This window comes from Streptomyces sp. NPDC002838 (genome assembly GCF_040295365.1).
GTDB lineage: Bacteria > Actinomycetota > Actinomycetes > Streptomycetales > Streptomycetaceae > Streptomyces.
On record NZ_JBEOVF010000075.1, the window covers coordinates 1 to 20,881 of the forward strand.

16 protein-coding genes and 1 pseudogene are annotated in these 20,881 nt (G+C 70.5%); 9 read left to right on the plus strand and 8 right to left on the minus strand.

All coding sequences use genetic code 11. The features are described 5' to 3' along the window. Window positions 1-271: pseudogene (locus tag ABT063_RS46755) on the minus strand (hypothetical protein); the annotation flags it as partial. Between the two features lie 847 nt (window positions 272-1,118). Here ABT063_RS46755 and ABT063_RS46760 point away from each other — a divergent pair. From ABT063_RS46760 to ABT063_RS46775, 4 genes are all read left to right on the plus strand, one after another. Further along, entirely contained in the window at window positions 1,119-1,757 is a 639-nt protein-coding gene (locus ABT063_RS46760; protein ID WP_351067328.1) for a hypothetical protein, read from the plus strand. A gap of 3 nt (window positions 1,758-1,760) precedes the next feature. Then, window positions 1,761-2,177 carry a phage holin family protein gene (locus ABT063_RS46765; RefSeq protein WP_351067329.1) on the plus strand — a complete coding sequence of 139 codons (417 nt, stop codon included), beginning with the start codon at window positions 1,761-1,763 and terminating at the stop codon, window positions 2,175-2,177. Then, the gene (locus tag ABT063_RS46770; RefSeq protein ID WP_351067330.1) at window positions 2,153-2,830 is read left to right on the plus strand and encodes a DUF3618 domain-containing protein; all 678 of its coding nucleotides are present in this window, start codon (window positions 2,153-2,155) and stop codon (window positions 2,828-2,830) included. The genes ABT063_RS46765 and ABT063_RS46770 overlap by 25 nt, the downstream gene beginning before the upstream one ends. A 288-nt stretch (window positions 2,831-3,118) precedes the next feature. Then, complete coding sequence (locus tag ABT063_RS46775; RefSeq protein ID WP_351067332.1) at window positions 3,119-3,682, plus strand: DUF4352 domain-containing protein; 564 nt, start codon at window positions 3,119-3,121, stop codon at window positions 3,680-3,682. Between the two features lie 280 nt (window positions 3,683-3,962). Here ABT063_RS46775 and ABT063_RS46780 read toward each other — a convergent pair whose 3' ends face one another. Then, window positions 3,963-4,751, minus strand: coding sequence for a DUF4232 domain-containing protein (locus ABT063_RS46780; RefSeq protein WP_351067333.1), 789 nt, complete (start codon window positions 4,749-4,751; stop codon window positions 3,963-3,965). A gap of 214 nt (window positions 4,752-4,965) precedes the next feature. Between ABT063_RS46780 and ABT063_RS46785 the strand changes: the two genes are divergently transcribed. Beyond that, window positions 4,966-6,342 carry a helix-turn-helix domain-containing protein gene (locus ABT063_RS46785; RefSeq protein WP_351067335.1) on the plus strand — a complete coding sequence of 459 codons (1,377 nt, stop codon included), beginning with the start codon at window positions 4,966-4,968 and terminating at the stop codon, window positions 6,340-6,342. A gap of 30 nt (window positions 6,343-6,372) precedes the next feature. Continuing rightward, a complete protein-coding gene (locus ABT063_RS46790) occupies window positions 6,373-6,858 on the plus strand; it encodes a DUF5990 family protein (protein WP_351067336.1) in 486 nt (161 codons plus the stop codon). Between the two features lie 7 nt (window positions 6,859-6,865). On the opposite strand, the gene ABT063_RS46795 is transcribed toward ABT063_RS46790, so the two are convergent. From ABT063_RS46795 to ABT063_RS46805, 3 genes are read right to left on the minus strand one after another with little or no spacing between them, the layout of a single operon-like run. Then, window positions 6,866-7,909 carry an ABC transporter ATP-binding protein gene (locus tag ABT063_RS46795; RefSeq protein ID WP_351067338.1) on the minus strand — a complete coding sequence of 348 codons (1,044 nt, stop codon included), beginning with the start codon at window positions 7,907-7,909 and terminating at the stop codon, window positions 6,866-6,868. Then, entirely contained in the window at window positions 7,906-9,534 is a 1,629-nt protein-coding gene (locus ABT063_RS46800; RefSeq protein ID WP_351067340.1) for an ABC transporter permease, read from the minus strand. The genes ABT063_RS46795 and ABT063_RS46800 overlap by 4 nt, the downstream gene beginning before the upstream one ends. 6 nt (window positions 9,535-9,540) lie before the next feature. Beyond that, a complete protein-coding gene (locus ABT063_RS46805) occupies window positions 9,541-10,587 on the minus strand; it encodes an iron ABC transporter substrate-binding protein (protein WP_351067341.1) in 1,047 nt (348 codons plus the stop codon). Between the two features lie 268 nt (window positions 10,588-10,855). On the opposite strand from ABT063_RS46805, the gene ABT063_RS46810 reads away from it, so the two are divergent. Beyond that, a complete protein-coding gene (locus ABT063_RS46810; protein WP_351067342.1) occupies window positions 10,856-13,447 on the plus strand; it encodes an AMP-binding protein in 2,592 nt (863 codons plus the stop codon). 48 nt (window positions 13,448-13,495) lie between these two features. Here the strand turns inward: ABT063_RS46810 and ABT063_RS46815 are convergent, their stop codons facing one another. After that, window positions 13,496-15,028: a multicopper oxidase family protein gene (locus ABT063_RS46815; protein WP_351067343.1), complete on the minus strand. Its 1,533-nt coding sequence runs from the start codon at window positions 15,026-15,028 to the stop codon at window positions 13,496-13,498. A gap of 276 nt (window positions 15,029-15,304) precedes the next feature. On the opposite strand from ABT063_RS46815, the gene ABT063_RS46820 reads away from it, so the two are divergent. Continuing rightward, entirely contained in the window at window positions 15,305-15,853 is a 549-nt protein-coding gene (locus ABT063_RS46820; RefSeq protein WP_351067360.1) for a tellurite resistance TerB family protein, read from the plus strand. Between the two features lie 76 nt (window positions 15,854-15,929). Here ABT063_RS46820 and ABT063_RS46825 read toward each other — a convergent pair whose 3' ends face one another. Together ABT063_RS46825 and ABT063_RS46830 are read right to left on the minus strand one after the other, a co-directional pair. Continuing rightward, complete coding sequence (locus ABT063_RS46825) at window positions 15,930-17,456, minus strand: glycosyl hydrolase family 28 protein (protein ID WP_351067344.1); 1,527 nt, start codon at window positions 17,454-17,456, stop codon at window positions 15,930-15,932. Window positions 17,457-17,687: 231 nt separating this feature from the next. Next, window positions 17,688-19,742, minus strand: a complete 2,055-nt coding sequence (locus ABT063_RS46830) for an RICIN domain-containing protein (protein WP_351067345.1) — start codon at window positions 19,740-19,742, stop codon at window positions 17,688-17,690. Between the two features lie 561 nt (window positions 19,743-20,303). Between ABT063_RS46830 and ABT063_RS46835 the strand changes: the two genes are divergently transcribed. Continuing rightward, window positions 20,304-20,819: a hypothetical protein gene (locus tag ABT063_RS46835; protein ID WP_351067346.1), complete on the plus strand. Its 516-nt coding sequence runs from the start codon at window positions 20,304-20,306 to the stop codon at window positions 20,817-20,819. The last annotated feature ends 62 nt before the right edge of the window (window positions 20,820-20,881 follow it).

A 20,881-nucleotide genomic window follows, 5' to 3' on the forward strand; every position in this document is an offset into this window, starting at 1 on the left:
ACGTCGGCCTACTCGATGACCAGAAGTCGATCACTCGGGAAGGTACGCCCTTCGCGTCCAGCCCGAGGCCGATCCACAGGTCATGAGCATTGCTCATCTCGCTCAGCGTCTTGTCCAAGGTCCCTGAGATCGCATAGATCGGTGACCAGACAGCTCTGTCGTGCACGATCCCCTCAAGGTCGTCGGACTGGAACATCACTTGGTAGAGCCAGTCCGACAGCACAAACGCTTGATCGTGCGTGAGCCTGATGGTGAGCGCTTCCTCGTCCACGCCCTCAACCTAGCCGCCTCGACTGGCGGTGTCCCGGGCCCAAGCGTCAGAGGCGACTAACACGCTTTCCAACTGTGCTGGTGGGGCGGTGAGCGTCGTTCGAGGGCGTTCACCTGGGTTCATGGTCGGTTGACCACCGAGACGGGGGGCAGCCCTGGGACCCGCCTGAACGACCGTGAACGGCGCTGAATGAGACGGAAACTGAGACGGCCCGGGGCACGCAGGGCCTCGCTCGATGATCTCGGACCGCTCTCGAACTTGGTCGTCCAGCTTGCCTTCCTCCAGGTCGCTCACTGCGGCTGCATATCCGGCCATGACTGCCTCGTGTACGACGTCGTGGAGGTCTACGGGGATCGTGTCGAAGATGCCGGAGCAGATGTTCGCGGCTGCGTCGTACGCGGGGCGGTAGTGCTTGTCACGGATACCGCCGCCCAAGTGGCTGACGAGACTGCGTAGCTCTTTCCTGTGGTCATCGCTCACGTCGGCGTCGCTACCCTCGTGCCTTGGTCGAGGACCGCGCTTCCGTATGACTCGACCGATGACAGTCAGCCATAGCGGCAGGCAGCCAACTGACAGCTTGGGAAGCTCGGGTCTTGTGGCTGCGGTTGCTGCGCTGACCTGCGGCGGAGTGGTGGTGGAACCGTGGGCGCCTCCGTGGCCAGTCCCGGATGGCGGGAGCCGCTGATCCGCGTCATAAGCGCAGGCCGAGGACATGTCCACGAACCCACCCTCATGGGTATCGGCTAAAGCTCGATAAATCACCCCTGATCGGTGTGAACAAGAACAAAACAGTCACTCGCGTATATAGCGGACAAAGGTTACGTGATCGTGTGAGGAGGAGTGGCTGATGAGCGAGGCAGCGCAGGGCGACACGACGAGGTTGCGGCAGACCGGTGAGACGGCCAGGGCCGAGGCGTCGGCCACCGCCGATCAGGCCAGGCAGGCCGCGGGACAGGTCGCGGGTACCGCCGTGGACCAGGCCAAGGCCGTGGCGGGGGAGACCCGACAGCAGGTCGGCGCGGTCGCCCAGGACCTGCGGAGCCGTGCGATGAACGAGGCTGAGGAACAGACCAGGCGGGCTGCCGGCTCGCTGCGCCAGTGGGCGGACGACCTGGCCGGGCTGGCGGAGAACGCCCAGAGCGACTCGCCTGCCCGTAGCCTCGCGGCTCAGGCGGCCGACGGCGGGCACCGGGCGGCCGACTATCTGGACAAACAGGGAGTCGACGGCGTCCTCACCGATGTGCAGGACTTCGCCCGCCGACGCCCCGGCGTGTTCTTGGGCGGCGCGCTGCTGGCAGGGCTGGCCGTCGGACGGCTGGTGAAGGCGGCGGGGAAGTCCGACGGGTCCGCTGAGCGCAGACAGCAGCCTGCGGCGCCGGCCGAGGGGCAACCCACGGCGCTGCCGTCCGGTCCTCCGCCGGAGATCCAGCCGTCCGTCGGCATGCCCCCGGGCGGTGCATCGGCTCGTCCGTACCCGGAGGTGTGAGAGATGGCCTCGATCCCGTCCCGCCAAGTGGAGGCGCGTGGTGCGGACACCTCGGTGGGCGAGCTGCTGTCCGCCGTGACCTCCGACGTCCAGACCCTGTTCCGGCAGGAGGTCGAACTGGCCAAGACCGAGGTCAAGCAGGAGGCGACCAAGGCGGGCAAGGCGGCCGGCATGTATGGCGGCGCGGGGTTCGCCGGGTACATGGTTCTGCTGTTCCTGTCACTGGCCGCGGTGCTGGGCCTGGCCAACGTGATGGACGGCGGCTGGGCCGCCCTGATCGTCACCGCGGTGTGGGCCGTGGTCGCGGCGGTGCTGTACCAACGGGGCCGTACCCGGATGCGCACCGTGGACCCGAAGCCCGTACAGACCGTCGAGACGCTGAAGGAGAATGCGCAATGGGCACGTCACCCGACCAGATGAGGGCCGAGATCACCGCCACCCGGGACCGCTTGTCCGCCGACATGGACCGGCTCACGGACCGGACCAGCCCCCGACGTATAGCCCGTCGCCGCACCCGCAGGATGCGCGGCGCCGTCTCGGGCATGCGGGAACGGGTCATGGGATCCGCCTCCCAGACGGCTCACGGGGTCAGCAGCAGCGCGCAGTCCATGGCCGGATCGGCCCAGGAGGGCACCCGGCAGGCGGTCGACACCGCGCGTGAGGCGGCCGGCCAGGCCGGTGAAGCCGTACGGCAGGCTCCGGACCAGGCGATGCGCCAGACCCAAGGCAACCCGCTGGCCGCCGGTGTGATCGCCTTCGGCGTCGGCATGCTGGTGGCCTCGATGCTGCCCGCCTCCCAGGTGGAGCAGGAGAAGGCCACCGATCTGATGCAACGCGGCGGCGAGGCGCTGGAACCGGTGAAGCAGGCCGCGCAGGATTCCGCGCAGCACCTGAAGGAGGGGGCCAAGGAGACCGCCCAGAGCGCGGCGCAGGAGGTGAAGGACACCGCCGCGGAGGCCGCCCGTACCACGCAGGACGAAGCCCGCGACCAGGCCACCCAGGCAGCCGAGCAGGCACGCGACTCCGGGAAGCAGGTCACCGACGAAACCCGGCAGCAGCCAGGCCCCGGCTGAGCACCGTGCAGGCCCATCGGTCGGATGGCGTGCTCACGACTCCCCGGCGAAGCACCTACTGAGCGAGCCACCCCGGGACGCGCGGCAAGCCGTTCACGGCGGCACCCTCGTCAAAGGCCCCGGGCCATGATCGGTCCGGGGCCTTTGCCTGGTGCCACCCGGCAGGACTCGAACCTGCGACACCCGCTTCAGGATTCATCCTGTCTCGCCGCCGCCCATCGCCCACCCGCTGCGGGCCCGTGCCCGATCCGTGCCGGAAGATGCTTCCAACAGCATCCTGGGGGAACCATGAACACCCGCACGACCGCAGCGACCGCAGCCCTCGCAACCGCCCTGCTCCTCACCGCCTGCAGCGGCCCGCGCGACACCGCCACACCTGACGCCTCGGCCGCGCCTGACGAAACCGCCACCGCCGCCGCGGGCGGGTTCAAGGTCGGCGAGGAAGTTCGCAACGGCGGCGCAGTCGTCAAGATCAGCAAGGTGCACGAGGTCGACGGGATCCTCATGGACGGAGGCACCAGGAGCGCGGGGGCCAAGGGGAAGTACGTGGCCCTGGAGACCGTCGTCCTCAACGACACGAAGGCCGGTATGGACCTCGCGTGCTCGCTGCCCATCGACAGCAGCCTGATCGACGACCAGGGCCGTCGTTACGACGCCATCGACGACCTGGACAGGATTCCGGGGAACCCTGAGTGCGACGAGCGGCTTCAGCCCGGCTCCAAGGACTGGATGGTGCTCGCCTACCGCGTGCCGAAGAGCGTGAACATCACGGCTTGGGAGTTTTCCGGGCCCGGCCCCGGTTCCGACCGGGAGCCGTCCACCATCGATCTCGATGAAACCTCTGCGACGTAGTCGGCGGGGCATCGGGGCTGGGTGCCACTCACAGGCTCACGGTCCGGCCGGCGGCATGTAATCCGCAACGCACCTGTGCGGTACGGGAGTTACCCATGTCCTGCCCACTCCGCACCTGGGCATTACGGCACGTGACCACACGACTGGCCGATTCACCCAGGGTCGCGCCGCTCGACAGGTCCCCTCCCGCCGCATGACGAAGGCCCAGGTCATCGACCCGAGCCTTCGTGCTGTCAGCTGTGATCAGTCGTCGCGTGCCGGACGTGCGCCGGGAGGCTCGTCACCAGGCCAGGGCGTCGGCCATGGTCGACTGCCAGTACGAGACTCCGATCGAGTCGTCGACGTACACACCCTTCGCGGGGAGTGACGGGCGGGCTACGCTCGCGCCCCCGCCGAAGGAGACCGAGAGGGACTTGGCCGTGCGGCCGTTGGAGCCGCTGCCGTCCGCGGCCGAGAGAAGGACACTCGCATAGCCCGACTCGCCAGGGGCCAGCGTGACCACCGCCTGCGGCTTGGAGTCCTCGAAGGCCGGCGGGACGGACTGGGCCTGGTCGAACCGGACGGCCGGGTAGCCGGTGAGGTCACAGTTCTTCGAGCCAGTGTTGGTGATGGTGAGGAGAAGGTGGTTCAGGGGGCGGGAGACCACCGCGGCGGCCATCCGGGTGGAGGCGCTGGAGCAGTGGATGGAGGCGGACGCGGAGTCCTTCGAGCCGGAGGAACCCGAGATGCCCGTGGAGCCCGACGAACCCGCGGAGCCGGACGAACCCGCGGAGCCGGACGAACCCGCGGAACCCGTCGTGCCGCTCGAACCGGCCGCGCCCCCTGCCGAGCCTTCGGAGGTGGAGCTCGCCGGGTCGGCCTGACCCGCCCCGGTGGACGTTCCCCCGCTCGCCTTCGGCGAAGGGCTGGAAGGCTTGGCGGAGGCCGTGGGCGTCGACGTGGACGCGGATCCCGCCGACGCCCCCTCGTCGTGGACGCCCTCTCCGCTACCGCACGCCGTCAACGTCAGCGTGGCGGCCGTGAGCGCGGCGGCGACGAGCATGCGGGTGCGGTTGGTGCGTGTGGACATGGAATCCCCCTGGTGCGGTACGGGTGTCGGCACGGGCCGCTCGACCGGGTGCCGGGAGCGGCGTGCTTGGATGGCCCAAGCTTGTGCGGTGATCCGTCCCGGCCGCCACGACTGCCGGGGCATACGGAACGCTGGAACGCTTGTAACAGCTCTGACCTGGGGGAATGACCTGCCCCTGGAACGGGGTTCCGGGACGTGGGGAGAGGGAGGAACGGTGGCGGGGGACGATTTCTCCGAGCTGTTGGGCCGGTTGAAGGAGCGGTCCGGGCTCAGTTACGGGGTGCTCGGGAAGCGGCTGCACACGAGTACGTCCACGCTTCACCGGTACGTCAACGGGGACGCCGTACCGACGGACTACGCGCCCGTGGAGCGGTTCGCGCGGGTGTGCAAGGCGACGCCCGAGGAACTGGTGGAGCTGCATCGGCGGTGGGTTCTCGCGGATGCCCGGCGGAGGCAGAAGGCGGCCGGGGCCCCCGCGGAGGAGGAACCGCGGGCGCGGACAGCGGCGGAGGGCGGGAGCGGAGCGGACGTCAGGACCGGGGCGGCGGAGGCCGGGACCGGGGCGGCGGAGGGCGGCACCGGGGCGAACCTCAACACCGGGGCGGCGGAGTCCGAAGCGGCGGACGAGGCCGTTCCCGAGACCGAGCGGCAGCCCCTGACGGAGGCTCCCGTGGCGCGGCGGCGGCGTACCGTCGTTCTCGCCGGGACCACCGTGGCCGCCGCCCTCGTAGCGGCCGCGCTCGTGGTGAATCTCGTGCCCGGCGAGGGCGATGACGACCGGGGCGGGAAGCAGTCCGTGGGGGCCGCCTCCCAGTCCGCCGACGAAAGTCCCGGCGCCTCCAAGCCGACCGACGCCAAGAGCAGGTCGGCCTCGCCGTCCGCCTCGCGCAGCGGCAGTCCTACGGCCTCCCCCTCCCCCTCCCCATCCCGGAACGGTGGCGCCGGGGCGGCCCAGGGCGGCGGTGCCGAGGACGCGGCCTCCGCGCCCCGCGTCACCGTCGATCCGTACAAGTGGGAAGGGCCGTGCAGCCAGCACTACCTGCTCGACCGCAAGCCCGAGGAGGTGCCTCCGCCGCCGAGTGAGCCCGACGCGCGCGGGTGGGTCACCGCGTTCGGCGGGGTCGCCGGCGGGCAGCAGATGCTCGCGCTGAACGTGCAGGGCGCCGGGAAGGCCACCGTCGTCCTGGACGAACTCCATGTGCGGGTGGTGGAGAAGAGCGCGCCGCTCGACTGGAACGACTTCGCGATGGGCGTCGGATGCGGTGGCGGCGTGGAGACGACGGCGTTCGGTGTGGACCTCGATGCCGGGCGGCCCCGGATCTCCCCCAAGGCCGGTCAGCGCGACTTTCCGTACAAGGTGAGCGAGTCCGATCCCGAAGTCTTCTACGTCTTCGCGGACGCGCGGGCGAACAACGTGAGCTGGTACCTGGAGCTGGAGTGGTCCAGCGGCGACAAGAAGGGCACCGTACGCGTCGACGACAACGGCAAGCCCTTCCGGACGAGCGGGAACGTGGGACGGCCCGCGTACAACTACCCGCTCGGTGACTCCCAGTGGCGGCGGGACGAGTTCACCCCCGACATTCCCGGCTGAGCGCCCGGCAGGCAGCGGATGATGGCCGGTATGCACACCGGTATGCACATCCGTATCGACGCCGTCGACCTGCCCGGCCGCACCAGCCCGGCCCCCGCCGACGGCAACGCCCCCACGTACACCAACCTCCATGTCGCCGTGCAACGCCGCGACCGTCCGGCCGAACTCCTCGACCCCCAGCCCGGCGACGCGGCGTCCGCGACGTGGACCCTGGAGTGCACCGCGCACGCCACGCCGACCGGCATCGACGTGAAGGGCCCGTACGTGCAGGACCGTCTGGGCCGCCGGTTCATCTATCTGTCGTGGGGCACGGTCGACGACTCGGGCCGCTTCACCATGTTCCGCCGCGCCAAGCTCATGCTCGACGCCGTCCCCGAGGACATACTCGCCGCCGCCGCACGCGACGGCCTGCTGGTCGGCCGCCTCGGCCTGACCGACCACGACGGCAACCCCCTGTGCGCACGAGTCGAGCCCCCGCACATCACCTGGACCGCCGAACCCGCAGCGCTGTACTGAACCGCCGCTACGGGTGGAGGCCCGCCTCCCCCACGACCCGGACACCCGTCTCCTCCCCCGGGCGGACGGCCAGAGGGCCCGCGACCCGGATGCCGACCGGGATGTCGTGGCCCTCGACCGCCACGGTGACCATGGCGTCGTGGCCGAAGTACGCGACGTCGGTCACCGTGCCCCTGACCGAGCCCTCGGAGTCCGCGGCGGTCAGGAGGAGCTGTTCCGGGCGGAGCAGGACCGTGCCGGTCCGCAGACCCTCGGGCGGCGCGGCGAGGGGCACCGCGCCCAGGGCCGTCACGGCCGTGCCGTCGGCGTCGACCGTGCCGGGGAGCAGGACGGCGTCGCCGACGAAGCCGGCGATCCAGGGATCCGCGGGGCGCCGGTAGAGGTCCTGGGGGGTGGCGCACTGGGCGACCCGGCCGTCCCGTACGACGGCGACGAGGTCGGCGGTGGACAGGGCCTCCTGCTGGTCGTGGGTGACGAGGACCGCCGTGGCCCCGGTCGCCCGCAGCGCTGCTCGTACGTCGGCCCGTACTCCCGATCGCAGGGCGCTGTCGAGGGCGTTGAACGGCTCGTCGAGCAGCACGAGTTGGGGGCGCGGGGCGAGCGCGCGGGCCAGGGCGACGCGCTGCTGCTGGCCGCCGGACAGCTCGTGCGGCATGCGGTCGCCGTATCCGGCGAGGCCGACCAGTTCGAGCATCTCGTCCGTGGTGCGCCGCCGTTGGGAGCGGTCGACGCCGGTCAGGCCGAAGGCGACGTTGCGGGCCACGCTCAAGTGCGGGAAGAGGGCGCCCTCCTGGGGCACGATGCCGATGCGGCGCCGCTCCGGCGGAACATGCGCGCCGGGCCCGTTCAGGAGGCGGTCGCCGAGTCGGACGGTGCCCGCGTCGGCGCGCAGGAAACCGGCGACGACCCGCAGCATCGTGGTCTTGCCGCAGCCGGAGGGGCCGAGGACAGCGGCCAACGCGCCCGCCGGAACGGTGAGTTCGAGGCCGCGCAGGATCGGCTCCCCGGCTCCGTATGACTTGGTGAGCCCTTCGACGTGCAGTGCGTTCATGTCCGGTGCCTGCCTAGGAGGTACGAGGGGACGGCGGCCAGCAGGATCAGCGCGGCGGCGTAGGGGGCGGCGGCCGCGAAGGATCCGGCGCCGGTCTCGGTCCACAGCCGGGTGGCGAGGGTGTCCATGCCGGTGGGGCGCAGCAACAGGGTCGCCGGGAGTTCCTTCATGCAGACCACGAAGGTGAGCGCCGCCCCGGCGGCCACGCCGGGCGCGGCCAGCGGCACGGTGACCTCGCGCAGCACCTGCCACGGCCGTCGCCCGAGCGAGCGGGCCACGTCCTCCAGGACGGGCGGGGCCTGGAGCACGGCCGCGCGGGTGGCGGCCACCGCGACGGGCAGGAACAGTACGGCGTAGGCACCGACCAGCAGCGGGAGTTGCTGGTAGAGCGGGTACGCGTAGCGCACGGCGAAGAAGACCAGGGCGAGCGCGACCGTGATGCCGGGCAGCGCGTGTCCCGCGTACGCCGCCTGTTCCAGCAGACGGGCGCCGCGGCCCCGGTGCCGGGCGGCGATCACCCCGACCGGCAGGGCGAGGACCGTGGTGAGGCCGGCGCCCGCCGCCGCGACCCCGAACGTCGCCCAGGCCGTCTCCGCGAGCCCGCCGAGGTCCCGGCCGGCCGAGCTGCCGACGGCCAGCCAGTACCCGAGGGTGCCCAGCGGGAAGGCGACGGCCACGGCCGCAACCGCCCCGCACCACAGCAGGGCGAGCGGCCGCCACCGGCCGAGGGCGACCGGGAGAGCGGGGCGGGCGGTGCCCGTGCCGGTCCTGGCGTGCCCGGCGCGTCCGCGCGTCCGGGCCTCGGCGGCCACCAGCGCGATCGTCATCACGACCAGCACCACGCTGAGGGCGGCGGCCGGGGTCCGGTCGAAGGAGGCGCGGTACGAGGTGTGGATGGCCCGGGTGAAGGTGTCGTACCGCATCAGGGACACCGCGCCGAAGTCGGAGAGCACGTACAGGGCGACGAGCAGCGCTCCGCCCGCGGCCGCCGGTCGCAGCTGCGGGAGCGTGACCCTGACGAACGTCCGCAGCGGTCCGTGCCCGAGGGAGCGTGCGGCCTCCTCCTGCGCCGGGTCGATGCCCCGCAACGCGGCGGCGACCGGCAGATGGACGTACGGGAAGCTGACCAGCGTCAGGGCGAGCGCGGCGCCGCCGAACCCGGTGAGGCCCGGCTCGGCCGACAGCCAGGCGAACGCGGCGACGTAACTGGGCACGGCCAGCGGCAGCGTGGCCAGCACCGACCAGGCACGGGCGCCGGGCAGCGCGGTGCGCACGGTCAGCCAGGCCAGCGAGACCCCCAGCACCAGGCAGGCCGCCACGACCACGACGGTCAGGCCGAGGCTGCGGCCGAGAAGGTCCAGGGTGCGTTGGTCGGCGACGACGTCCCAGGCGAAGGCCGGGCCGCGTTCCAGGGCGCGGACGGCGAGGTAGCCGAGGGGCAGCAGGGCGAAGAGGGCGGCCACGCAGGCGGGGACGAGGAGGACCAGGGGTGGCCTCCGGCCGGCCGTACGCGTCCTTCCGAGCCCGCGCAGGGAGCGGGCCGGAAGGCCGGGGCCGCTCCCTCGTTCGCGCCCGCCCGGGGCGGGGGCTCCGGCCGGGCGCGAGGTGGACGGCGAGGTGGGCACGGCGGGTCAGACCAGTCCGACGTCCTGGAGCATGGCCAGCGTCTCCTGGAGGGACTCCAGCTTGCCGAGGTCGATGTCGGGAGCCTCGAGCGACTCGAGCGCGGGCAGGTCTTCCACGGTGCTGGTGACGCCCGCGGCCAGCGGGTACTCCTTCGTCTGGTCCGCGAAGTAGGTCTGTGCCTCCTTGGACAGCAGGTAGTCCACGGCCTTCTGCGCGGTCCCGCTCTGTCCGCTGTCGGCGAGGATGCCCGCGCCGGCGACGTTGATCAGCGCGCCGGGGTCCTCGCCGGGCAGGAAGTGCAGCTTGGAGTTGACCTTGTCCTCGCCCTTCTCGGCGACCCGCTCGTACCAGTAGTAGTGGTTGACCAGGCCGAGGGAGACCTCGCCGGCCTCGACGGCGTCCAGGGTGGCGAGGTTGTGGGCGTACGTCTTGGCGCCGTTCGCCTTCAGGCCCTCGAGCCACTCGCGGGTGGCGTCGTCGCCCTTGAGGACGCGCATGCCGGTGACGAAGGCCTGGAAGGAGGCGTTGGTCGGCGCGAAGCCGACCTTGCCCTTCCACTCCGGCTCGACCACGTCGAAGACACTGTCCGGGACGTCGCCCTCGCCGACCTTGTCCGGGTTGTACGCGATGACGCGGACGCGTCCCGAGAGGCCGACCCAGTCATCGCCGGAGCCGCGGTACGCCTCGTCGACCTTGTCGAGGGTGGCCGAAGGCAGTTTCTGCAGCACGCCCTCCTTGGACAGGGCGCCCAGCGCGCCGGCGTCCTGGGAGAAGAACAGCCCGGCCTTGGTGCGGTCGCCCTCCTCCAGGATCTGGGCGGCGAGCTCCGCGCTGTCGCCGTAGCGCACCTCGACCTCGGCGCCGACGGCCTCCTCCAGCTTGTCCAGAAGTGGCTTGACCAACTTCTCGTTGCGGCCGGAGTAGATGACGAGGGAGGAGGCGTCGCCCTCGCCCCCGCTGTCCTTGTCGCCGGAGCCGCACGCCGCGAGGGCGGGGAGCAGCAGACCGGCCGCGACCAGCGCGGTCGTCCGGCGAACCGAGGGGCGTCGCATGGTGTGTGCCTTCCTGCGGGGCTCGCCTGTGTGCCACCGCCGGTCATGTCGGTGGAAAGCGGGGGCGAAGCGGATCCTGTGACTCTTCTGTGGCTTGATTATGACCCTGTCATGAATAAGGTAATGCTTACCTAAACGTCAAGGGTTCTGTGCTGAAGCGGACGTTGCCGCGGAAAGGGCGCGCCCCGTGCTCCACCCCTCCGAGCCCCTCCCGGCTCCGTCCCCCGTGCATCTGCTGCCCGCGCAGCCCGTGCGACCGGTGCGGCCTGTGCGACCTCTGCGGCCGAACGGCGTGCCCTTCGCGCGCGAACTCGCGGCCTACGGCGACCGCGTCGCGCTCGTCACGCCGGAGGGGGAGCTGTCGTACCGCGAACTGGCCGAGCGGGTGGCCGCCACCGCCGAGCGCCTCGGGCCCGTACGGCGGCTGGTGCTGCTGGCCGGGGCCAACCGGACCGACGCGCTCGTCACGCATCTCGCCGCCCTGTCCGCCGGTCACCCCGTCCTGCTCGTCCCCGGCGACAGCGAGAGCACGATCCGCACGCTGACGGAGGCGTACGCCCCCGACGTCGTGGCCCGCCCGGATGCCGACGGGACGTGGATCCTCGACGAACGGCACCGCGACAGCGCCCACACCCTCCACCGGGACCTCGCCCTGCTGCTGAGCACCTCCGGCTCGACCGGCTCGCCCAAGCTGGTGCGGCTCTCCCACGACAACCTCCAGGCCAACGCCGAGTCCATCGCCACGTACCTCGGCCTCGGCGACACCGACCGGGCGGCCACCACGCTGCCGATGCACTACTGCTACGGCCTGTCCGTCATCCACAGCCACCTGGTGCGCGGCGCCGGGCTGATCCTCACCGAGCGGTCGGTGTCCGAGGCGGCCTTCTGGGAGGAGTTCCGCGCCGCCCGCGGCACCTCGCTGGCCGGCGTGCCGTACACCTTCGACCTGCTCGACCGGGTCGGCTTCGAGCGGATGGACCTGCCGCACCTGCGCCGCGTCACCCAGGCCGGAGGCCGGCTGGCGCCGGAACGCGTCACCCGGTACGCCGAGTTGGGGGCCCGCTCGGGCTGGCAGCTGTTCGTGATGTACGGCCAGACCGAGGCCACGGCCCGCATGGCCTACCTCCCGCCGGGGCTCGCCGCCGAGCGCCCCGAGGCGGTCGGCGTGCCGATACCCGGCGGCTCCTTCCGGCTGCGACCGGTCGACGGCCACGGTCCGGACACCGGCGAACTGGTCTACTCCGGGCCGAACGTGATGCTCGGTTACGCCAGGGGCCCGGCCGACCTCGCCCTCGGCCGGACCGTGACGGAACTGCACACCGGGGACCTCGCCCGGCGCGCGCCCGACGGGCTCTACGAGATCGTGGGCCGCCGCAGCCGCTTCGCCAAGATCCTCGGGCTGCGGATCGACCCGCAGCGCGTCGAGTCCCTGCTGGAGGAGCGCGGGGTCACCGCGTACTGCGCGGGCGACGGGGAGGCGCTCGCCGTGGCCGCGCTCGGACCCACCGGTGACCAGGCACTGATCCGGCGGCTGGTCGCGCAGGAGTGCGGGCTCCCGTCCCGTGCCGTACGGGTCCGGGTCCTCGACCGGCTCCCCCGCCTGGCCACGGGCAAGCCCGACTACGAGGCCGTACGGCGACTGACGCGCCCCGCGCGGGGGGAGGCACCCGACCCCGGTGAGGATCTCCGCCGCCTCTACGCGGAGATCCTCGACCGCGCCGACGTCACCGAGGACAGCAGCTTCGCCGGCCTGGGCGGCGACTCACTGTGCTACGTCGAGATGTCCCTGCGCCTGGAGGACGCCCTGGGCCACCTGCCCACCGACTGGCACACGAGGACGATCCGCGAACTGCGGACCATGGCGGCACCCGCGGCCCGGAGGCCGGAAGGACAGGACGGGCCGCAGCCGCGGCGGGCCCGCCCGGCCACGGGACTCCTGGGGGCACTGCGATCCTGGACGAGCCCGAAGTCCTGGCGGACCCGCCGCACCCTGGAGACCGGCATCGCCCTGCGCGCCGTCGGAATCATCCTCATAGTCGGCTCGCACATCCAGATCTTCGACATCAAGGGCTTCGCCCACATCCTCCTCTGCGTCGCGGGCTACAACTTCGCCCGCTTCCAGCTGACCGACGCGGGGCGCCGCGAGCGCGTACGGCACCTGTGGCGCAGCATCGCCCGCATCGCGGTACCGAGCATGGTGTGGATCACCGGCGCGGTGGTCCTGACCGACTTCTACGACCCGGCCAACGCCCTGCTCCTCAACAGCGTGCTCGACCAGGGCAACGACCGCTTCGACTGGGCCTACTGGTTCGTGGAGGCCCTGGTCTACTTCCTCGTCTTCCTCGCCGTCCTCATGGCCGTACCGCTGCTGGACCGGCTGGAGCGGCGGTACGTGTTCGGCGTGCCGCTGGCCCTCACCGCCGTCGGCCTGGTCGGCCGCTACGACCTGCTGGACCTGGCGTCCGCCCGCCCCCAGCTGAGCCCCACCGTGGTCTTCTGGCTGTTCACGCTCGGGTGGGCGGCCGCGCGGGCCTCCGCCGTGCGGCAACGGGCGCTGCTGACGGCGGTGCTGGTGCTCACCGTGCCCGGCCTGTTCCATGACCAGCCCCTGCGCACGACCCTCGTGATCGTCGGGCTGGCGCTGCTGATCTGGGTGCCGACCCTGCCCAGCCTCGGCCCGCTCAGCGCGCTCGCGGGCGTGCTGGCGAGCAGTTCCCTGTACATCTACCTGACGCATTACCAGGTCTACCCCTACGTCCAGGAGGACTTCCCCCTCACCGCCCTGTTCGCCTCCCTCCTGGTCGGCATCGGCTATGCGGCGGTCGTGACCCGGGTGACGCGGACGGTCCGGTGGCTGTGACCGCATGAGGTTCGCCGCCGAGCACGCCGACTACTGCTTCGTTCGAGTTCAGGACGCGTGATGGTGCTCTGCGGGTGGGGTGCCCGAGCCGTCGGCGGGACTGCCTGCCCGCTGCCCCTTCTCGACCACCACGAACTGGCCCATCATTCCCTCGTCCTCGTGGTGGAGCAGATGGCAGTGGTACATGTACGGCGTGTCCGGATCGGACGGCCCGTCGAAGCGCATCGCGAGTTTCATCGTCGTGTCGTTCGGCAGGAAGACCGTGTCCTTCGGGCCGCGCAGCTCCGGCGGCGGCGCCTGGCCGTTCACCTCCAGCACCCGGAACTGCACGTCGTGCACGTGGAAGTTGTGCGGCATGCCGTTCGCGTTGCGCACGGTCCAGGTCTCCGTCGTGCCCCGCGTCACGACCTCGTCCACCCGGTCCATGGCCATGGAACGCCCGTTGATACCGGACCGCCTCAGCTCGAAGTGGCGTGCGCGGACCGCGTCCTTGCCGTCCGGCACCTCCAGCTCGCCCAGCCGGACGGGCACTTCGGATGACGGACGCAGCCGGTCGGCGGCCCGCAACTGCAGTACGTCGAAGGAGTCGTCGCCACCGCCGAACCTCTGCTGCCAGCTGTCCGAGTAGTTGTCCTGCGAGAAGCTGCGCAGCACGGTGCGCTCGCCGGGCCGCATCCGCACGACGACCTCGGCCCGCTCACCCGGTGACAACTGGATCCGCCTGAGGGAGGCCGGGCGCTCCAGCAATCCGCCGTCCGTACCGACGAGGGCGAAGGGCCGGTCGTCGGAGAAACCGAAGAAGTACGTGCGGGCCATCGAGGCGTTCAGCAGCCGCAGCCGTATGAGCCCGTCGGCGACCTCGCGGTGGGGGCTGAGTGTGCCGTTGACCATCGTGCGGTCGCCGAGGAATCCCACGTTCTGCATCATGCGGTGACCGTGGTCGAAGTCCGCGCCGTCGAACTTCACGTCCTGCACGATCACGGGCAGGTCGTCGACGCCGTACCGCTTCGGGAGCGCCGACCGTGCGGAGCGGTCGTCGTCGAGGATGAACATGCCGGCCAGGCCGCGCCGCACGTGCTCTTCCGTCGCGCCGTGCGGATGCGGGTGGTACCAGAGAGTGGCCGCGGGCTGGTCGACCGTCCACTGCGGGCTCCAGTCGGCGCCCGCCGCCACCGTCTGGTGCGGACCGCCGTCCATCTTCGCGGGCAGGTGCATCCCATGCCAGTGCACGGTCGAGGCTTCCCGGAGTCCGTTGCGTATCCGTACGCGGACCTTTTCACCACGCTCGGCACGCAGCGTCGGCCCCAAGTAGTCGCCGTTGAAGCCCCAGGTGCTGGTCCTCTGCCCCTTCTTGAACTGCTTCTCGCCCGCCTGCATCCGCAGGTCGAACACCCGCGTGCCGTCCTTGTCGATGCTCGACCGTGCCAGCGGCGGTATCGCCAGCTCGTTGTCGAACGACTCCTTGCCGACCGTGCTCACCTGCGAGCCGGACCACAGCCACAGCAACAGTCCGCCCAAGGCGATCGCCACGACGGTGACGATCGAGACGACGACGATGAGGACGCGCTTGATCCGGGACATGAACCAAGGCTCGCGGTGCGCGCGGTCCCCCGGCATCGGGCGGATCCCGCATCCGACCCCGAATCGACCCCTACACGCGGTACGGGACGTCGCTCGTACCAGAGCATCACGGACCGCACTCACGACTGCCCCGGCCTGCTCGGTTCCGGATCCCGGTCGGTCTCGCCACTTCGGCATGCCGGATGGAACTTCGGGAAGCTGGGAGGAGTTGGCAGGATGACGTGCGGAACGCACGCGGACGACCGGAACGACACGGCTCAAGCCGAGGTGGCACGCATGGCGATGTGGGATCGGATCAAGGATCAGGCCAAGGGTCTGCAGCAGGCGCAGGGGACGCGGAGCACCGGCGGACACGGGCGGCCGGGTTCAGGGTCCGCCGGGGGATCCAAGGCTCAGCTGGTGAACACGCTCAAGTCCCAGCTCACTTCCCTCAAGACGGAGCTGAAGAGCGGCGCCTACCGGGACGCCAGCATGGCCATGTGCGCCCTGGTCGCCGCCGCCGACGGCCATGTCGACCCGGCCGAGCGGCAGCATGTGGAGTCGCTGCTCCTCCACAACGACGTCCTGCAGAACTTCCCGCCCGACCAGCTGCGGCAGCGCTTCAACAAGCACGTCGACCAGCTCGCGTTCAACTTCCAGCAGGGCAAGACCGAGGCCATGCAGGAGATCGCCAAGGCCGCGAAGAAGCCGACGGAGGCCAGAGCGGTCGTGCAGACCGGCTTCGTCGTCGCGGGTGCGGACGGATACGTGGCGCCGGCCGAGGAGCAGGTCCTGCGTGAGGCGTGCTCGGTACTCGGCCTCTCCCCCCAGGAGTTCGGCCTCTGACGGCGCCCGCCGCCGTTGGATGGTTCTGGTCGGCCCCGGCGTCCCTCGGCAGGACGCCGGGGCCGACCGCCCGCGGTCACAGGGCCGCGGCCTCCTCGGTGGTGAGGAAGCGGAGGTTCTGCACGTGCTCGTTGACGAACATGGGCACGCCGTCCGAGGCCAGGTACCACCTCGGCTTGCCCGTGCTGTCGGCGATCACCCTGCCGTTGACGCGCAGGTTCTCGAAGGTGACGTCCTTGATGGCGTGATCCTTGTCGAGACCGGTGATGATCGACAGGTCGGCGTTCTTGCCGTTGTAGCTGAGGTCCTTGATGTAGACGTTCTCGATGCCGCGCCCGGCCGAGGTGTTGTACTTCGGGTTGTACTCGACCCGCATGTGGATGAGCTGGCCCCAGCGGAAGTCCTCCACGCGGATGTTGTCGAACTTCACGTCCCGGACCAGGTTGCTGTCGCCGACCATGAAGGCGATGGCGCCCTGGTAGGTCACCTGCGGCTCGCGGTGGTCGAGGATGTCGATGTTCTCGAAGTTCAGGTTCTCCAGCATCTCCGGGGTGTCGGAGTTGCCGTGCACGCCGATGTTGATCGGGTGGGCGACGTCGGCCCAGAGGGAGCAGTTCTTGACGGTGATGTTGCGGGTGTCGCCGTAGAAGTCCCAGCGGTGGGTGTAGAGGGCGATGCAGTCGTCGGACGTACGCAGGAAGCAGCCGTCGATCGTGATGTTCTCGGAGCAGTAGAGCTGGATGCCGTCACCCCAGCCCTGGTGGCTGAAGGCGCGCAGGTTCTTGATCTTGAGGTTCTGGGACTCGGCGACCCTGAGGTTCTCGTAGCGGGGGTTGAGGATCGTGATGCCGTCGATCGTGACGTTCTCGCACTTGCGGATGAGCATCGCGCCCCACTTGGAGTTGTAGAGCACGCCGCGGCCGATCAGCCGGGAGTTCTCCACCCCCTCGAACAGCACGAACGAGTTGAGGACCGCGCCGGGGGCCAGGTACACGGTGGTGTTGCTGGGCACCTTCAGCTCCCCGTTGGCGGGGGTGTGCAGACCGGGCCCGAAGTACATGACGTTCTTGTCGCCCTCGGCGGGCGGGTCCTGCTCGAGCGGGTTCGCGAACAGGTGCAGGCAGTCGAAGATCTTGTCGTCGACCTGGACGACGACGTTGCGGGGCCGGTCCAGGGTGAAGCGCGCGGTGTCGCCGAGCACCTCGGGCTTGATGCCGTACGAGTCCGGGCGGACGCGGAACTTCTCGGCGCCGCCCGGGTTGTAGGTCACCTCGACCTCGACGGTGCCGGAGAAGTCGAAGGCGGCCCACGAGGAGTTCTGGGCTCTGTTGCTGCCCGTGGTGGCGTCGATCAGCGGGAGCTTGGCCAGGTAGACGCCGAGTCGCTGCCAACTGCCGCCGAGCGGCCGGACCTTGACGGTGAAGGCGTTGTTGACCGGCACCTGGGGAAGAGTGGGGTGGATGACAACGATGTCGGCCGTGCCGTTCTCCTCCGCCGTGGCGGCCGCGGCCTGCGAAGTGCCCGCGACACCGCCGGCCAGGCCGGCGGCAGCGAGGGCGCCTGCGGCCTGGAGGGTCGTTCGCCGGGAGAGCGACGAGCTCATGATGACTCCTTGACGGAAAGGGGGCGGGTGGGGCAGAGCACCATGCTTCGTAAATGTGATGCAAAGGCGGGCTGATCTTGCGGCCGCGCGGAAATCCCCGTCAAGGGATTGGCTGGTTTTCGAAACTTCCGGTGGCGCGATCCCTGCGGCTGCCGCAGGTGCCACGGACGACGCCACCGGCCCGGCCGCGGACATGCGCGGCCGGGCCGGTGGCGTCATGGACGGTGCTCGTTACGAGGCGCTGCCGGTCACGTCGGTCACCTTCCAGCGCTGGTTGGAGCCGGAGTTCGGCCACCACACCCCGACGCCCGCTCCGTCGTTCGTGGCCTGGCCGAAGACGTCAGGGAGCCGGCCGGTGGCGGCGTTGACGAGGGTCCAGGTGCCGTCCCCGGTCGTCGACATGATCCACTGGGCGGCCCTGTCGCGGCGGCCCTCGTCGGGCTCGGCCACCAGGGCGCCGTCGCGGATGGCCAGGCGCTTTCCTGACTCGACCTCGGTGAACACGTACCGCGCCCGGTTGTCGGTGCCGCGGATCTGCTCCAGCCGCCAGTGCTGACCGCTGGGGTCGGCCGCGTCGGCGCTCTTGATGACCAGGCCGGTGCCGTCGGGGGCGACGGTGAGGTCCTTGCCGCTCTGGACGCCGGTCAGCCGGTAGGTGTGGCCCTTGCGCAGCTCGGCCGCGTCCTTGGCGACGCCGGACACTCCCTGAACGAGGAAGGAGGTCACGGACTGGGCGGGCACGGTGACGGTGGCCTGCTCTCCGGTGACCCGGACGGGCTTCTGCCGTGCGAGCTTGCCGTCGGCGCTGGTCACCACCGGGGTGACGGTGGCCCGGGAGGAGATGTGGCCGAACTTCGACAGGTCGAGGGTGACGTCACGGGCCTCGGTGGTGCTGTTGACGTGGACGACGGTCGCCCTGTCGCCCTTGCGGGAGAGGGCGGCGGTGCTGGAGGTGTCGTCGGTCTTGATCAGCCGGTCGCCGGGCTTGATGTAGTGGGTGAAGTTGCGGGCGGTGTCGAACTTGGTGTTGGTGTAGATCGGGCAGGTCTCGAGGGTGTCCTTCTTGGTGCAGCTGAAGGGGATCTGGATCTCGCCCCAGTTGCCGCCCTTCGCGGACTCGCCGCCGGGCTTCATGTTGTCGTAGTCCTCGACGGGCTGCCAGAACACCCAGGCGCGGGGCTCCAGTTCACGCAGGTCGTCGACCATCCGCTGGGCCAGGCCGAGACCGGGCCGCATGTCCGTGAAGCTCTGGCCGTCGCCCCAGTCGCCCTCGACCTCGCTCATCCACAGCGGCTTGTCGGCCGCCTTGGCCAGGTCGCGCACGGTGGTGCGCTGGCCGGTGCCGTAGGTGTGGACGTTCATCTGGCCGACGAGGTCACGCACCTCCTGGGGGTAGGAGGTCCAGTTCGTGGCGAAGATGCCGGGGTTGGTCTCGTCCATCGCGGAGATCTCCGCGTTCGTCCGGGACTTGTCCAGGACCGGGGCCAGCGCCCGGAGCACCTTCTGCTGGAGCTCGGGACCCATGTGGGCCCCTTCCTGACGGCCGCCCGTCGGCTGCCCGTCCGGCCCGAGCTTGGTGCCCCAGTAGCCGGTGTTCGGCTCGTTGAAGGCGTCCAGCGTGTCGACCTTGATGCCGTGCGCCTTCTCCAGCCGCTCGGTGGCGCCCACCAGGTACTTGGCGAAGTCGTCGACGGACTCGGTCTTGAGCTGGTCGGCGTTGGCGTCGAAACCGCCGGAGACATAGCCGCTGTTGGTCATGAACCACGGCGGCGAGTTGCTGAACGTCTCCCAGTGGGTGATGTCCTTCTTGATGCGGTCCACCCACCAGCGCTGCGTGGCGTCGGCGTTCCTGTTCCAGTCGGCGGGGTCGTCGGCGTCCCACCAGTCGACGTCCTCGCGGGTGGTGCCCGCCGGAGCCTTCCACCAGCCCTCGACCGCTCCTCCGGGGCGGAGGTAGTCCTTGACGTCCGGGGCGTTGCCGCCGCCGATGTTGTAGCGGGCGATGTTCAGGGCGAGGCCGTCGTCCCCGAACAGGAGCTGAGCCAGCTTCTCCCGTATCTCAGCGGGGTAGTCGCCGGTGGCGTTGGCGAACCAGACCAGGCTGGTGCCCCAGCCCTCGAACTTCTCCTGCTGGTAGGAGGGGTCGGGCCGGACGGTGACCGAGGCGCCTGCGGCCGTCGTCTCGGCGTGCGCGGCCGGCAGTGAGGTGGTGGCCAGGACGGTCCCGGTGGCGAGGGCGGTGATGCCGATCCCCAGGAGCCGTCGCTTGCGGGTGCGGTGTGCCATCTCGAGTACTCCAACTCTTCTGCGTGCCGCGCGTCCCGGCGGGACACAGAGATCGGGGCCCGCGTGGTGCGGTTCGGTGCGCTTCAGTGCGGTTCGATGCGTTCCCGTGCGGTTTCGGTAGATAATGTTTACGTAAACATGCACTGGCGCGATGTCTACACCGTCCGAATCTCGACGGTCAAGGAGTCGTTCAGGACCAAAAGTTGCGCGACCCGGACCGTCCGGGTGGCCCGTGCGGAGCCAGTGGACCGAGTCCCGGCGCAGCCGGAGCCCGACAGCCTTGGGCGACGTCCTCGGATGCCGCCCGGGTGAGGGTGTCCGCCACCGTTGTGCATGCGAGCCGGAGCACGGAGCGCGGTTCGGCGTCCGAGGCGCCGGCACGGCTCAGCACGGCCAGCGACTGGTTGACGGCGACGTCGAACGTGGCAAGCTCGTCGAGCGTCCGACTGTCGGCCGAGGAGTCCGCCAGTGCCGCGCGTACCCGTTGGCGCTGCGTGTCGAGCAGGCCGCGCACCTGAGTGCTGTTCTCTCCTTCAGCGCCTGGTCGGTCACGACGTCGGGATGTGGACCGGCTACGCCCTGGCCGCGGATCACCCTGACCGGCTCGACCGCCTGGTCGTCGCCGAGGCCGCGGTCCCGGGGCTGCCCCCCGCACCGCCCCTCTTCGGCAGCCCGGAGGCCAACGACCGCCTCTGGCACTTCGCCTTCAACCGCCTCACCGACGTCAACGAGCAGCTGGTCAGCGGACGGGAACATCTCCACTTCGGCCACCGGTTCGCCACGAATTCCGCGAAGCCGCCACCCGACCACGCCGTTCAGCACTACGTCGACACCCTCGCCGCCGACCCGGAAGCCCTGCGACGCAGCTTCGAGTTCTACCGCGCACTCGATACGACCGTCGCACAGAACCAGAAGCGCGGGACTCGCAGGCCGACCCTCCCCGTCCTGGCGATCGGGGGAGCGGAGAACCTGGGCACATCGGTCGGCGAAACGATGAAGCTCGCCGCTGACGGCCTTCCTGGCCCCCTGCGCCGACAGTTCTTGACCATACAAACCCGCAGGTCATCAGCCTTGTGAGGGAAGACACGGGTTGAAGGTTCGGTTCCTCCGAACCAACCTGTGCTACCGTGCTAAAAGTT